This window comes from Devosia nitrariae, assembly GCF_030160115.1.
GTDB classification, from domain to species: domain Bacteria; phylum Pseudomonadota; class Alphaproteobacteria; order Rhizobiales; family Devosiaceae; genus Devosia; species Devosia nitrariae.
In genome coordinates this window covers 101,976-115,314 of record NZ_BSNS01000001.1, presented here as the reverse complement: position 1 = coordinate 115,314, position 13,339 = coordinate 101,976, and the positions used below count along the sequence as shown (strand labels likewise).

Genomic DNA, 13,339 nt, shown 5'->3' with positions numbered 1-13,339 from the left:
CCCGTGCGCGGCCGCGGCTCCGTGCAGCGCTGCCCCTGCGCCGGCGCCCGCCACCGCACCCTGTGCTGCCGCGGCACCCTGCGCGGCGGCCGGACAATAGGAGGCACCATGGCCGAGGACGCCCGCCGCCGCGCCGCACAGGAAGCGCTGTTCTGCGAGACGATCCTCGCCAAGACCGGCGACAACGTGCTGCTGGAAACGCTGCGCGGCGCTCCCTCGGTCACCGCCTGGCAGCACTATCCCGAAGGCGACGTCTACGACCGCGACAGCGGCGCCCAGTGGTACTACCACTGCCACGACCCCAAGCCCGACGCCCCCGAGCACGGTCATTTCCACTGTTTCCTGCGCCCTGAAGGTCCCCAGGGACCAGTCCACCACCTTATCGCCGTCGGCGTCGATCCCTACGGCAAACTCATCCGGCTCTTCACCGTCAACCAGTGGGTCGTAGGAGACACCTGGGCCGATGCCGAAACCACCGTCGGACTCTTGCCCCGCTTCAACGCCGAGATCGGTCGCCCCTCCTATCTCGTCAACCGCTGGCTGACCGCGATCCTCGCGCTCTACCAGGATGACATCGCCGCTCTCGTGCGACGACGCGACGAAGTCCTCGCCGACCACACGCCTTCCGAGGGCACTCCCGCCCGCGAGGACCGGGCCCTCGAGGTCACGTCCGAGATGAATGCCGACCTCGCCGCCGCCGCCGCCGCGCTCGGCGTGGCCTGATATGCCGGCGCCCGGAAGCAAGCTCCGCCTGCCAGCGCTTATTGCGCTGACCACCGGGCCTGCCCTCGTCGTCGGAGTGGGCCTTTGGGTGTTGACCGAGCTTGTGCCCGAATGCCGCCCGGACGTACGCGAGAACCTCACCTCGCCCGACGGCGCGGTAACGCTCGTCGTCTTCGGCCTCGATTGCGGCGCGACGATCGGTTCCAACACCCAGGCCGCGGTGCACATGTCCGACGAACTCTTCTCGCAGGAAACTGCGCAGGTTTTCTTCGCTGCCGACGGCGCTCACGACCTGGCTCCGCGCTGGACCGCTGCCGGCGAGATAGAAATCACCGAGCCCGCGGGCGCTACGGTCCATCGACGGCTGGAAACCATCGACGAAATTCCGGTCACCTACCGCTGAGAACTCAAGGGGCGTCCTTTGCTCTCTGCCAGAGCCGCCAGGCCCAGCCGAAAAGGCCGAAGGAAAAGATGATCATCAGGATGCCCCCGAACATCATCAACACCTCGGCGCTCATCAGTGGAAAGAGTGCCAGCACGATGCCAAAGAGCACGTAGAAGACGCCGCTCAGCAGCACCGGCCAGATGCGCGCATAGCTCTCGCGCTCGCGGACGACGAACCAGATCTGCATGGCGCCGACGACGGCCGCCGCGATCGCCGCCAGATAAACGAGGAACGTCACCGTCAATAACGTTGCCAGGAACGGGCTCAACAGGATCAGGATGCCGAGGATCAGAGAAATGACGTTGGAGATGACGTCGAACCAATAGTTGCCGCTCTTGCCGCCGCCGAAAGTGAGGCTCCATAGACCCAGCACGCTGTCGATGATCAAAAGGATACCGCCGACGACGACCAGCGCCGCCAGTGCCGGTCCGGGAAAGATCAGCGCGTAGAGCCCGGCAAGCAGCATCAGCAGCCCGCGCAGCCCCATCGCCCACGCATAATTCTTCATCGTTCTCTGGCTGACAGCCATCTCTCATGCCCTCCGCTAACGCGGCACACCGCGTGAAGTCCCACACGAGAGCAGCATACGCCCATCCCGCTGCTGCCCAAATATTTTCTTGCCGCTGGCCCACCCATCCTCCTGACAAGTCCTGTCGCCGTTCTGCGGTATGCAAGGAGTGCAACACACCGCGCCCGCTGGCGTCGCGCTCACATTCTGTCGCGTCCCTTGGAGATTATCTCCATCGACAGCGACGCCTGCACCGTGATCTGAGACCGTCTCAACAAGGGAGTGCGCTTCGCGCTGGCCTTCTTATGTCCTTGCCGCTTCTCACCCTGTTCTTTGCCGCCTTTGCCCTCGGCACCGCCGAGTTCGTCATCGCCGGCGTGCTGCCCGAGGTGGCGCTCGGCCTCGACGTCTCGATCCCGGTCGCCGGCATGCTGGTCACCGGCTATGCTGTGGGCATCGCCGCCGGCGGACCGCTGCTCGCTCTCGCCACCAGTGCCGTGAGCCGCAAAACGCTGATCGTCTGGCTTTGCGGCGTGTTCACCGCCGGTCAGGTGCTCTGCGCCCTCGCCCCGAATTTTGAGCTGCTGCTCGTCGCCCGCGTCCTCGTCGCCATTGTCCACGGTACCTATTTCGGCATCGCCGCCGTCGTCGCGGTCAATCTGGTACCACCGGAAAAACGTGGCTTTGCCGTCGCCTTACTGCTCGCCGGCCTTACCGTCTCCAACATCCTGGGCGTGCCCGGCGGCACCGCCATCGGCAATGCCCTGGGCTGGCGGGCGACCTTCTGGTCCATTGCCACCCTCGGCCTCATTGCCACCATTGCCATTGCTTTCGTGCTACCGAAGGCCGGCGGCCGGGGCAGCTCCGCCGGACGCTTCCTCAGCGAATTGAAGGTCCTTGGCCGTCAGCAGGTGCTGCTCTCGCTCCTCGTCGCATTCCTGGTGATGATCGGCCAATACAGCCTCTTCACTTATATCGCGCCGCTGCTGCGCGAGGTGACAGGCCTGGCGCAGGACGCCGTGCCCTGGATGTTGCTGCTCTTCGGCCTGGGAGCCACTGTCGGCGTCATGATCGGCGGGCGCCTGGCCGATTGGAAGCTCCTGCCCTCGCTCGTCGCTATCCTCGCAGCTCAGGGGTTGATGTACTTCCTGGTCTACGTCGTCAGCCCCTATCCAATCGCCTTCGCGGTCGTCGCCTTCGTCTGGGGCGGCACCAACTTCGCCTTCGGCTCGCCGCTGCAGAGCCGCATCCTGCAATGGGCGGCCGACGCCCCGAACCTTGCCTCGACCCTTATCCCCTCGGCCTTCAATGTCGGCATCGCCATCGGCGCCGCACTCGGCGCCGGCCTCATCGATGCGGACATCGGCTACCGCAATCTGCCGTGGATCGGTGTCGCCTGTCAGGTCCTGGCCGTCGGCGTTGCCGTGACCTCGGCCCTTTGGGAAAAGCGCGCCCGGCAGGTGCCGCCAATGGCACAGCAGCCGATGGCTGCAGAGTAGGGGGCGAGGGGACGCCTGCCGCGCCCCGACCCGCCGGCGCAGCAAAGTTATCCCAGAGCCGCTCTCACCCGCCCCGAAGCCTTGCCGAAATCGATCCGCCCCGGATAGTCAGCCTTCAACTGGGCAATGACCTTGCCCATGTCCTTGACGCCCTCGGCGCCGGTCGCGGCGATCGCCGCTTTGATGGCGGTGTCGACCTCCTCTTCACTTAGCGCTTTGGGCAGGAATTCGTTGAGGATGTCGATCTCCTCCTTCTCGACCGTCGCCAGGTCCGCGCGCCCTGCCTGCGCATAGATAGCGAAGCTCTCCTCGCGCTGCTTGACCATCTTCTGGATGATGGAGAGGATCTCCTCGTTGGTGGCGGGGCCCTTGCCCTCGCCACGGTTGGCGATGTCCTTGTCCTTGATCGCCGAGTTGATCGCGCGAAGCGTTGCCGTGCGCCGCTGGTCGCGCGCCTTCAACGCGGTCTTCAAGCCTTCGCTGATCGTCTCGCGCATGGCAGCCATCCCCTTGCTTTGTCTCGATTCGACCCAGATATAGGGCCAGAAACTGAAGGACGCCACTTGCGCTGGTGGAGCCGGCCTTCTAAGAGCAGGCTTCAACCGAAAGCTGAATCCTTCGCCACCGGATGGCCCCGTGCCCGTCCGGTCTCGACTTGCGAGCAACACACCCTGGAGTGACCACCGTGACCGGCTGGCAGAAAAAACCCGCGACCGCCCTCCTGATCCTGGCCGATGGCACGCGCCTGGAAGGTCACGGCATCGGCGCCGAGGGTCATGCGGCTGGCGAAGTGTGCTTCAACACGGCCATGACCGGCTATCAGGAAATCCTCACCGACCCCTCCTATGCCGGCCAGATCATCACCTTCACCTTCCCGCACATCGGCAATGTCGGCGCCAATGACGAGGACATCGAAACGGTCAACATGGCCGCCCTTTCGGGCGTGCGCGGGGTGGTCCTCAAAGCCGACATCACCAACCCGTCGAACTGGCGCGCCGCCGAAAAGCTCGACGCGTGGCTAAAGAAACGCAATATCGTGGGCATCGCCGGCATCGACACCAGGGCGCTGACGGCCCGCATCCGCGAGAACGGCATGCCCAACGGCGTCGTCGCCCATTCACCTGACGGCTATTTCCACGAACCCTCGATCATGGCCGAACTCAAGGCCTTTCCAGGTCTTGAAGGTCTCGACCTCGCCAAGGAAGTCACCACCGCCCAGACCTATCACTGGGACCAGACAAGCTGGAAGCTGGACCGCGGCTATGGGCGAGAGGACAATCCGCAGTTCCATATCGTCGCTATCGACTACGGCGCCAAGCGCAACATCCTGCGGTGCCTCGCCGACCAGGGCGCCAAGGTGACGGTCCTGCCGGCGACCGCCACGGCCGAGGACGTGCTCGACCACAATCCTGACGGCGTCTTCCTCTCCAACGGCCCCGGCGACCCGGCTGCCACAGGCAAATATGCCGTGCCGACGATCAGGAAGTTGATGGAGATCGGCAAACCGATGTTCGGCATCTGCCTCGGCCATCAGCTCATGGGACTGGCGCTCGGCGGCACCACGTCGAAGATGCACCAGGGTCACCACGGCGCCAACCACCCGGTCAAGGACCTGTCCACCGGCAAGGTCGAGATCACCTCGATGAACCACGGCTTCGCTGTCGACCGCGAGAGCCTGCCGGCCGGTGTCACCGAGACCCACGTCTCGCTCTTCGACGGCTCCAATGCCGGCCTTCAGGTCGAAGGCAAGCCGATCTTCTCGGTCCAGTACCACCCGGAGGCCAGCCCCGGCCCCAAGGACAGCCACTACCTCTTCACGCGCTTCCTCAACCACGTGCGCGACCAGAAGGGTCTCGAGAAGAAGCCCGAGTTCGTCAAGCTGTGACCATAGCGCTGTTTTCCGCCGCCGATCGGCCCGATCTCGTCGGGTCGGCCGAGGCGATGGGCGGCGGCGTCTGGCCATCATACCTGTCCACGCCCGCCTATGCCGAATACTGGAAGGATCTTTATGAGGGCGGCCTTGCGCCCTTCCAGACCATCGCCGTCGACGGGCAGACAGGCTCAATCGCCGCGCTCGGCAACTGCGTCCCCTTCCCATGGCGGGATGACCTGCCGGACGAAGGCTGGGACTGGGTGCTGGAGGCCGGCGTCATCGCCACGCGCAACGGCGTTGCCTGCGATGCCGTGTCCGCGCTTTCGGTCGCGGTCCATGCCGACTACCGCAGCTCCGGCCTTGCCCGGCAGATGCTGGAGGCGATGAAGACCGCTGCCCGCGCCGCTGGCCTGGGCATCATGGTCGCGCCGGTGCGCCCGACGCGCAAGCACCTCTACCCGTTCCACGACTTCGAGACGTATTGCGGCTGGACACGCGAAGACGGCTCGCCCTTCGATCCGTGGCTGCGCACCCATGCGCAGATGGGCGCGGCGTTCCTGAAGCCTGCCTTCCGCTCGATGACCGTCACCAGCACGCTCGAACAGTGGCAGCACTGGACGGACCTGCGCTTCCCGCAGTCCGGCCGCTACTGGCTTCCCCACGGCCTCGCGCCGCTCGAGGTCGATGTCGCCAGCGGCACTGGCACCTATATCGAGCCCAATTACTGGCTGCGCCACCCGCTCAACTAGCCGCGTCGCGCCCCAGACAGATCAGGCTACCCAAAGATCGAACAAAGGCCCCTCTCGTCCACCGACGGGATCGGTCTCCGGTATCGGCACATGCGCGATATTGTCGTCGGCGCGCGGCCGCTCGCCGTCCTTGCCTTCGAGCAGGTCCCAGCTCTGCCCGGGCGGATAGCCGCCGACGACGAGGAAATCGTCGGTCGACGACAACCGCCGGTGCCCGACGCCCGCGGGAATGACGATCACGTCGCCCGCCTCCACGTCGAACTCGCGCCCGCTTGGCCCGCCCAGCATCAGCCGCGCCGACCCGCGCGCGATCCCCAGCACCTCATGGGCGGTCGAGTGATAGTGGTGGAAGGGATAGATACCGCTGCGCCATTGCGCCGGCCATCCATGCGTGCCGAAGAGCAGCTCCATCTGCTCCGGGTTCGCCTCGTCGGGCGCGAGCGCCGCTTTGTAGATGAGCAGTGGCAGCCGGCTGTTGGGAAACTGGCCATCGTCGCTGAACTGCTCGGCCGAAACGCCCGCGATATTGCCGGTGAGTGTCGTCATCTCTGCCTCCCTTCTGCAAAACGCGGTGGCGCCCCTGCGGTTCATACCGTAAACTGTCGTTCAGTTACTCACACATCGCGTGAGAACGTGTCGCACGCGTCGACATCGCCGGTCTCGAAGCCGCGGGAGAACCACTCGCGCCGCTGGGCCGACGTGCCGTGGTTGAAGGTCTTGGGCACAGCGAACCCCTGCATGCGCTTTTGCAGGGTATCGTCGCCGATCTGGTTGGCCGCGTTGATCGCCTCCTCGGCATCGCCCTGGTCCAGCAGGTTCTCCTGGCCGGCGTAATTGGCCCAGATTCCCGCATAGCAGTCGGCCTGCAGCTCGATACGCACCGAATAGGCGTTTGCCTGCCCGGGGGTCAGGCTGGCCCGGCGGCGGTTGAACTCGGGCAGGACGCCCGTCAGGTTCTGGATGTGATGACCGATTTCGTGCGCCAGCACATAGGCCTGGGCAAAATCGCCTGGCGCCCCGAACTCCCGGTGAAGCTGATCATAGAAACTGAGGTCGATATAGACCTTCTGGTCGGCCGGACAGTAGAACGGGCCAGTCCGCGCGTCCGCCAGTCCGCAGCCGGAATTGACGCTGTCGGTAAAGAGCACCACGGTCGGTTCCGGATAATCCTCGCCGATGGCTGCGAACTCTTCGGTCCACAGGTTCTCGGTCTCCTTGATGACGACGCCGACGAAATCGGCCAGCTCGTCCTGGCCTTCGCTGGGCAGTTGAGTCGAGCTGCCGCTCGCAGGCGAGGTCTGGCCACCACCGGCGAGCATCTCGAGCGGATTCTGGCCGGTTGCCACCCAGATGATGCCGAGGACAACGAGAATCGCTATGAGCCCACCCGCTCCGCCGGTGGTACGCCCGGTAGGGATGCGGATGCCCCCGCCCCGGCCCATCCCCATGCCGCCGAGCCCGCCGCCGGCCCGCTGTCCGCGCCGGTCCTCGATATTGCTGCTGCGCTCGCGTCCGCGCCACTTCATGATACACCTCCGAGGCCCGCCTCAATCTATCACAAGCCCGATGCGATGGAACGGTTCCCCCTTGTGTGAACCGCGCTCCTTCCCGACCGTTGATACGGCAACCGCCAAGGAGGAGCAGATGGATTTTTCCGGCAAGACAGCCATCGTGACCGGCGCTGCCGCCGGCCTGGGCCGCGCCATAGCCCAAGCGCTCCATCAACGCGGCGCCAACCTGGCGCTTGCCGGCCTGCACGAAGATACCGTCACTGCGTTCGCCCGCGAACTCGACCCACAAGGCCAGCGCACGCTCGCCATCGGCGCCGACGTCTCCGACCATCGGGCAATGCACGCAATGGTCGACGACACTCTCGAAAGGTTCGGCGGCCTCGACTATGCGGTCAACAATGCCGGCATCACCGGTCCCCATGGGCACGATACCGCCGACTATCCGATCGAGGACTGGAACCGGGTCATCGCCGTCGACGTCAACGGCACCTTCTATGCGATGAAGGCCGAACTGGCCGCCATGCGCGAGACGGGGCACGGCGCCATCGTCAACCTCTCCTCGGCCAACGGTATCGTCGGTATTCCCGGTACATCCGCCTACACGACCGCCAAGCATGCCGTCATCGGCCTCACCCGTACGGCCGCGCTCGAATACGCCAAGGCCGGCATCCGCATCAACGCCATCGGACCCGGCTATGCCGCGACCGAGCGCATGCTCGAAACGCCCCGGGAGGTCCTCGATATGTTTGCACAGACTATGCCAATGGGGCGTCTCGCCAAGCCCGCCGAGATTGCCGCCTTCGTCTGTTTTCTTCTCTCGGACGAGGCCTCCTTCGCCACCGGCGGCTTCTTCCCGGTGGACGGCGGCTACACTGCGCAGTGACCGGCAAAGAGAATATTTGACCGTTTGATCAAACCTCAATAGCGTCCATGCACTGCCGTCATCGGGTCGTCACCTGTCGACGGCATGAGGGAACATCGACGCTTGCGACAGGATGCGTGCCGCAGCCGGGCGCAGGCCATTCCAGGGAGACCACAAAATGAATCACACGCCGAAAATCACACGGCGCACCTTCCTTGCCGGCACGGCCAGCGTCGGCGCTATCGCCGTCATGCATCCCTTTGCTGTGAGCGCCCAAGCCAACCAGGCGCACCTGCGCATTATGGAAACGACCGACATCCACGTCGCGGTTGTGCCTTATGACTACTATGGCGACGCGCCCAACGACACCATGGGGTTGGCGCGCACCGCTGCCATCATCGAAGAGATCCGCTCGGAAGCCGGCAACTCCGTTCTCTTCGACAACGGCGATCTCATTCAGGGCAACCCGATGGGCGATTACTATGCCTATGAGCGCGGCCTCGACCAAGGGGACGTCCACCCGATGATCGCCGCCATGAATACCCTCGGCTATGAGGCGGCAACGCTGGGCAACCACGAATTCAACTACGGTCTCGAATATCTTGACAAAGCCCTGACCGGCGCCAGTTTCCCCTTCTTTTCTGCCAACCTCGTCAAGAGCGCCGAACTCGGCGCCGATCCGCTCGCCGACGAGACCTATTTCGAGCCTTACCGCATCATCGAGAAGGAACTGACCGACGGCGAAGGCGCCACCCACACCATTCGCATCGGCGTCATCGGTTTCCTGCCCCCGCAGATCCTCACCTGGGATTCCACCCACTTGACCGGCAAGGTCGCTGTGCGCGACATCGTCGAGGCGGCACAGGCCTGGGTTCCGAAGATGCGCGAGGAAGGCGCCGATATCGTCGTCGCCCTCTCCCACTCCGGGATCGTGGCAGGCGATCACGTGCCGGGCATGGAGAACGCCTCCCTGCAGCTTGCCGCCGTCGATGGCATCGACGTGGTGCTGACCGGCCACCACCACCTGGTGTTTCCCGGCCCCAACTACGCCGACATCGAGGGCGTCGACATCGAGGCCGGCACCCTCAACGGCAAGCCCGCAGTCATGCCCGGCTTCTGGGGCAGCCATATGGGTCTCATCGACCTCCTGCTCGAGGTCGACGCCGATGGCAAGTGGTCGATTGCCTCCCACACGTCGGAAGCGCGCCCGATCTCGGAACGCGTCGACAACAAGGTAGTACCGACGGTCGAATCGGTTGCCGAGGTGGTGGCTGCAGTCGAGACCGCGCACGAGGAGACGCTTGAATATATCCGCCGCCCGGTCGGCGAGACCGCGGCAGCGTTGCATTCCTACTTCGCCCTCGTTGCCGACGATCCGTCCGTGCAGATCGTTTCCCAGGCCCAGACTTGGTACATCCAGCAGATGATGAAGGGTACCGAATGGGAAAGTCTGCCGATCCTCTCGGCGGCCGCCCCGTTCAAGGCCGGCGGCCGCGGTGGTCCGGAATACTTCACCGACGTGCCCGTCGGTCCCGTCGCCATCAAGAACGTGGCCGACCTCTACCTCTATCCCAACACCATCCAGGCGGTGAAGATCACCGGCGCCGACGTCAAGAACTGGCTCGAGCGCTCGGCCGGCATCTTCAATCAGGTCGAGGCCGGCGCCGCCGACGCCCCGCTCATCAATCCGGACTTCCCCTCCTACAACTTCGACGTCATCGACGGGGTCACCTACAAGATCGACATCTCCCAGCCCTCGAAATACTCCTCGGACGGCAAGGAGACGCTCAATCCCGATGCCAGCCGTATCGTCGAGCTGATGTACGACGGCGCCCCCATCGATCCCGGGCAGGAATTCATCGTCGCCACCAACAACTATCGCGCCGGCGGCGGTGGCACATTCCCGGGCATCGGGCCTGACAGGATCGTCTTTATCGGCCCCGACACCAACCGCGACATCATCGTGCGCTTCATCATCGAGAACGGCACCATCGACCCGAAGGCTGACAGCAACTGGTCGCTCGCCCCCATCGGCGGCACCGTGCTGTTCGAGACCGGCCCGAAGGCCGCCGAGCACGTCGCAGACGTCTCGGCCGTCACCATCGAGCCGACCGGCGAGACCAACGAAGCCGGTTTCGGCCTTTACCGCATCACGCTCTGAGCCATTGCGGCGCCGGGATTACCCGGCGCCGCAAACGCGCCGTTGCCTTACCCGTCACGGGGTTTGCGCAGAGGGGATGCTGTTCCAGGCGCCATAGAGGGTGGAGTGCAGCAACTGGTACTGCTCACCGGCTCGAAATACGACCAAATCCTCGTTCGGCATTATGTACAGCACCTGCCCGTTTTGGCCCACGAAGTAGGTAAACGGCCCTTGCAGGTCCTCGCCCGGCCTGTCGAGCACGTTCTGAAGCGTATGGTTGCCGTAGTGGTCGTCCTGGCGATCGGCGAGCGACACATCAACGCCCAAGAACTCCTATCCGGTAAGAATGGATTTTCGGGAGTTCCATTCGATTCAAGGAACATGCCGATGCGGATCCAGTCACGCGCGGTCGCATAGAGGCAACAATAGGCGGAAACGCTGGCATCTGGCCGTGGCTTGCGCCAGGCAGCAGTCGCTGCGCCCGCCGGTGCCCAGATCTTTTCCGACAGAAGTTGCTCCAACGGTTCTCCGTAGGCCCTCTCCAACACCGCACCTAGAAGGGCCGTATTCACGTTGTGGTAGTTGAACTCGTCGGAAGGGACTTGGTCCATGGTCAAGCCCGCCTCGATGACCTCCAGACCCTGAAAGTGCAGTCGTGCCAAAGGCCCAAACGGATTGGGGAATGTATCGTTGTCCTTCACGCTGCCGGGGCCGCCAAAACTGGTTGTGCGGCTGTCGAAATGCACGCCGGCGCGCATGGTTAGGAGACGACGCAGACTCAGATTCTTAAGTCCGGGTGCTTCGGGCAGCAGCTCGCCCAAGGTTTGATCGAAGCTGTCGATCCTGTCCTCTGCGACGGCTTTGAAAACGAGTGCTCCAACCAGACTCTTTACCATCGAGAAGGAGTTATGGCGTGTCTCCACCGTGCTGCCGGCTGCATAGCGCTCAAGCTCGAGCTGGCCCCTATGGGCGACCAGAAGCGCAGTTCCCCCGCTATCGTGAAAGAGCGATTCCAACCTGCCCTTTCGGCTGGCTGGCCGAGGGCCATCGGCTCCGAGACTCCGATGACATCGGCGTAATGTCCGTTTTCAGACCAGACGAGCGCGGGTGAACCTTCCAGGAGGAGTTGCGGTAGGTGCGGCGCGAATGCGACCACCACGACAAAAGCGCCTAGTGCCAACACTCCAATTACAGCCATTGACCGGCGCATTGTGGATCTTCTCGGGTCGGTTGAGGTTCGGAAAGTGCCGGCAAGCGGGCTCTGTCGATGTCCCGCCCAGACGGTTAGCTACTTCAGGTTTCGTCCGCAGGCCATCCGCGCCTCCTTGTCGAGCCCGGCGGTCCCGTTCGTCGCCTGGGAGCTCGGCCCGGCGTATCCCGCCACACGAAAGGAGCGGCCCGCTTGGGCCGCTCCTTCCTGCCTTGGGCTAGATCTATTGATTGACGCCGGCCGGCTCGACGACCACCTGGGGCGCCTCCGCATTGCCTATGTTGCCGCTGTCCCCGCCGGCGAAGAAAACGAGATATCCGACCAGCAGTACCGACACGGCAAAAGCAATGGCCGCAAATATGGCCAGCGGATCGTTCTTCCGCCGGATGGCCATGGTTTCACGTTCCTGCATGTCAGCCTCCCTTGGCTGTGTTGGCGCGACAACGGTTGATTGCCCGCGCCGGTTCCGAAATATAGGCGCTCGAGAGCCTGATGGAACCCCTAGAGCGCGATGAGATTTGATGGAATCAAATCGCGCGCTCTAGGTTTTGTTGTCGCGGGATTCTTCGCGAAAAACCGGTTCCCACTTTTTCGCATCCCGCTTTAGCCGCGATCTCCGCTGACCGCTTGAAATCCAAGGACAAACTTGCTCTTGTTGCGCCAACTCGTCGCAACCGCAACAACCCGCAAGTGCCGCCATGGATGCCAAGTCGACCCTCGTTCGCCTGCTTGCCGAAGCCGGGATCACCCCCAACGGGCCGAACCCGTGGGACCTGCAGGTCCATGACGACCGCCTTTGGAACCGATTCGTCGCCGAAGGCACGCTCGGCCTCGGCGAAGCCTACATGGACGGCTGGTGGGACGTTGAAGACATGGCCGAGTTCTTCAACCGCGCCATCGGCCGGACCATCGACAAGCAGTTCCGCCCGCCACTCTCCCTCATCTGGCAGCACGTGCAGGCGCGATATCTCAACATGCAGACGGTCCGCCGCTCCCGGCGCGTGGCCAAGATGCACTACAACGAAACCGACGCCTACAGAGCCTCGCTGGACGACCGCATGACCGGCTCCTGCGGATACTGGCCGGAGGGCGTCACCAACGTCAACGAGGCCCAGGAAGCCAAGCTTGACCTCGTCTGCCGCAAGATCGGTTTGAAGGCGGGCCAGACCGTCTGGGATATCGGCTGCGGCTGGGGCGCCTTCATGGGCTTTGCCGCCGAGAAATACGGCGCCAATTGCGTCGGCGTGACCGTTTCGCCCGACCAGGCCGAATATGGGCGCGCCCGCTACAAGGACCTGCCCGTCGAGTTCCAGGTCAAGGACTATCGCGAGTTCACCGGCAAGGTGGACCACGTCGTCTCGATGGGCATGTTCGAGCACGTCGGCTACAAGAACTACCGCAACTACTTCGAGGCCGCCCGGCGTGCCATCGCAGATGATGGCCTCTTTATGCTCCACACCATCGGCAGCCAGTGGACGACCCGCACGATCGATCCGTGGATCGAGAAGTATATCTTCCCTGGCGGCGTCATCCCTTCGATGGGCCAGGTCGGCGAGGCCATCGACGGAATCTTCACCGTCGTCGACGTCCACAACATCGGGCCGCACTACGACAAGACCCTCGTCGCCTGGTACGAGAATTTCGAAAGGAACTGGCCGAAGGATCGTGATGCCCAGGGCGAACGCTTCTACCGCATGTGGAAGTACTATCTCCTGTGCTGCGCCGGGGGCTTCCGCGCCCGGGCCATCCAGGTCTGGCAGTTCGTGCTTTCACCCAAGGGAGTTCCCGAGGGCTACATCACCCAGCGCTAAATCTCGAT

General features: G+C 64.0%; 14 protein-coding genes and 1 pseudogene. 8 read left to right on the top strand and 7 right to left on the bottom strand.

Features of this window, described 5'->3' with window-relative positions:
* Positions 1-108: 108 nt before the first annotated feature.
* Positions 109-723, top strand: coding sequence for a DUF6969 family protein (locus QQK18_RS00635; RefSeq protein ID WP_284338340.1), 615 nt, complete (start codon positions 109-111; stop codon positions 721-723).
* A 1-nt stretch (position 724) separates the two neighbouring features.
* Positions 725-1,126, top strand: a complete 402-nt coding sequence (locus QQK18_RS00630; RefSeq protein ID WP_284338337.1) for a hypothetical protein — start codon at positions 725-727, stop codon at positions 1,124-1,126.
* 4 nt (positions 1,127-1,130) lie between these two features.
* Here the strand turns inward: QQK18_RS00630 and QQK18_RS00625 are convergent, their stop codons facing one another.
* Positions 1,131-1,697 (bottom strand): DUF308 domain-containing protein, encoded by a 567-nt coding sequence (locus QQK18_RS00625; RefSeq protein ID WP_284338336.1) that lies wholly within the window; start codon positions 1,695-1,697, stop codon positions 1,131-1,133.
* A gap of 284 nt (positions 1,698-1,981) precedes the next feature.
* Between QQK18_RS00625 and QQK18_RS00620 the strand changes: the two genes are divergently transcribed.
* On the top strand, positions 1,982-3,175 hold the full coding sequence (locus QQK18_RS00620; protein ID WP_284338335.1) for an MFS transporter: 1,194 nt from the start codon (positions 1,982-1,984) through the stop codon (positions 3,173-3,175).
* A gap of 47 nt (positions 3,176-3,222) precedes the next feature.
* Here QQK18_RS00620 and QQK18_RS00615 read toward each other — a convergent pair whose 3' ends face one another.
* Entirely contained in the window at positions 3,223-3,672 is a 450-nt protein-coding gene (locus tag QQK18_RS00615) for a GatB/YqeY domain-containing protein (protein WP_284338334.1), read from the bottom strand.
* 131 nt (positions 3,673-3,803) lie between these two features.
* On the opposite strand from QQK18_RS00615, the gene carA reads away from it, so the two are divergent.
* Together carA and QQK18_RS00605 are read left to right on the top strand one after the other, a co-directional pair.
* Positions 3,804-5,060 (top strand): glutamine-hydrolyzing carbamoyl-phosphate synthase small subunit, encoded by a 1,257-nt coding sequence (gene carA / locus QQK18_RS00610; RefSeq protein WP_379995537.1) that lies wholly within the window; start codon positions 3,804-3,806, stop codon positions 5,058-5,060.
* Positions 5,057-5,797, top strand: a complete 741-nt coding sequence (locus tag QQK18_RS00605; RefSeq protein ID WP_284338332.1) for a GNAT family N-acetyltransferase — start codon at positions 5,057-5,059, stop codon at positions 5,795-5,797. The genes carA and QQK18_RS00605 overlap by 4 nt, the downstream gene beginning before the upstream one ends.
* A 21-nt stretch (positions 5,798-5,818) precedes the next feature.
* On the opposite strand, the gene QQK18_RS00600 is transcribed toward QQK18_RS00605, so the two are convergent.
* Both QQK18_RS00600 and ypfJ read right to left on the bottom strand, forming a co-directional pair.
* Entirely contained in the window at positions 5,819-6,343 is a 525-nt protein-coding gene (locus QQK18_RS00600) for a cupin domain-containing protein (RefSeq protein WP_284338331.1), read from the bottom strand.
* Between the two features lie 68 nt (positions 6,344-6,411).
* A complete protein-coding gene (gene ypfJ / locus QQK18_RS00595; RefSeq protein ID WP_284338330.1) occupies positions 6,412-7,323 on the bottom strand; it encodes a KPN_02809 family neutral zinc metallopeptidase in 912 nt (303 codons plus the stop codon).
* A gap of 118 nt (positions 7,324-7,441) precedes the next feature.
* Here ypfJ and QQK18_RS00590 point away from each other — a divergent pair, with 118 nt between their 5' ends.
* On the top strand, positions 7,442-8,191 hold the full coding sequence (locus QQK18_RS00590; RefSeq protein WP_284338329.1) for an SDR family NAD(P)-dependent oxidoreductase: 750 nt from the start codon (positions 7,442-7,444) through the stop codon (positions 8,189-8,191).
* A gap of 157 nt (positions 8,192-8,348) precedes the next feature.
* Entirely contained in the window at positions 8,349-10,331 is a 1,983-nt protein-coding gene (locus QQK18_RS00585) for a bifunctional 2',3'-cyclic-nucleotide 2'-phosphodiesterase/3'-nucleotidase (RefSeq protein ID WP_284338328.1), read from the top strand.
* A 54-nt stretch (positions 10,332-10,385) separates the two neighbouring features.
* On the opposite strand, the gene QQK18_RS00580 is transcribed toward QQK18_RS00585, so the two are convergent.
* From QQK18_RS00580 to QQK18_RS00575, 3 genes and pseudogenes are all read right to left on the bottom strand, one after another.
* Positions 10,386-10,637 (bottom strand): hypothetical protein, encoded by a 252-nt coding sequence (locus tag QQK18_RS00580; RefSeq protein WP_284338327.1) that lies wholly within the window; start codon positions 10,635-10,637, stop codon positions 10,386-10,388.
* A gap of 11 nt (positions 10,638-10,648) precedes the next feature.
* Positions 10,649-11,326: pseudogene (locus tag QQK18_RS27480) on the bottom strand (serine hydrolase domain-containing protein); the annotation flags it as partial.
* A gap of 417 nt (positions 11,327-11,743) precedes the next feature.
* Positions 11,744-11,932, bottom strand: coding sequence for a hypothetical protein (locus QQK18_RS00575; protein ID WP_284338326.1), 189 nt, complete (start codon positions 11,930-11,932; stop codon positions 11,744-11,746).
* A gap of 286 nt (positions 11,933-12,218) precedes the next feature.
* Here QQK18_RS00575 and cfa point away from each other — a divergent pair, with 286 nt between their 5' ends.
* Complete coding sequence (gene cfa, locus QQK18_RS00570; RefSeq protein WP_284338325.1) at positions 12,219-13,331, top strand: cyclopropane fatty acyl phospholipid synthase; 1,113 nt, start codon at positions 12,219-12,221, stop codon at positions 13,329-13,331.
* Positions 13,332-13,339 lie beyond the last annotated feature (8 nt).

What these genes read in the sequence shown, in the direction of transcription:
- QQK18_RS00635 (WP_284338340.1), top strand. Translation starts at nt 109, where the DNA reads ATGGCCGAGGACGCCCGCCGCCGCGCCGCACAGGAAGCGCTGTTCTGC.
- QQK18_RS00630 (WP_284338337.1), top strand. Translation starts at nt 725, where the DNA reads ATGCCGGCGCCCGGAAGCAAGCTCCGCCTGCCAGCGCTTATTGCGCTG.
- QQK18_RS00625 (WP_284338336.1), bottom strand. Translation starts at nt 1,697, where the DNA reads ATGGCTGTCAGCCAGAGAACGATGAAGAATTATGCGTGGGCGATGGGG.
- QQK18_RS00620 (WP_284338335.1), top strand. Translation starts at nt 1,982, where the DNA reads ATGTCCTTGCCGCTTCTCACCCTGTTCTTTGCCGCCTTTGCCCTCGGC.
- QQK18_RS00615 (WP_284338334.1), bottom strand. Translation starts at nt 3,672, where the DNA reads ATGCGCGAGACGATCAGCGAAGGCTTGAAGACCGCGTTGAAGGCGCGC.
- carA (WP_379995537.1), top strand. Translation starts at nt 3,804, where the DNA reads ATGGCCCCGTGCCCGTCCGGTCTCGACTTGCGAGCAACACACCCTGGA.
- QQK18_RS00600 (WP_284338331.1), bottom strand. Translation starts at nt 6,343, where the DNA reads ATGACGACACTCACCGGCAATATCGCGGGCGTTTCGGCCGAGCAGTTC.
- ypfJ (WP_284338330.1), bottom strand. Translation starts at nt 7,323, where the DNA reads ATGAAGTGGCGCGGACGCGAGCGCAGCAGCAATATCGAGGACCGGCGC.
- QQK18_RS00590 (WP_284338329.1), top strand. Translation starts at nt 7,442, where the DNA reads ATGGATTTTTCCGGCAAGACAGCCATCGTGACCGGCGCTGCCGCCGGC.
- QQK18_RS00585 (WP_284338328.1), top strand. Translation starts at nt 8,349, where the DNA reads ATGAATCACACGCCGAAAATCACACGGCGCACCTTCCTTGCCGGCACG.
- QQK18_RS00575 (WP_284338326.1), bottom strand. Translation starts at nt 11,932, where the DNA reads ATGCAGGAACGTGAAACCATGGCCATCCGGCGGAAGAACGATCCGCTG.
- cfa (WP_284338325.1), top strand. Translation starts at nt 12,219, where the DNA reads ATGGATGCCAAGTCGACCCTCGTTCGCCTGCTTGCCGAAGCCGGGATC.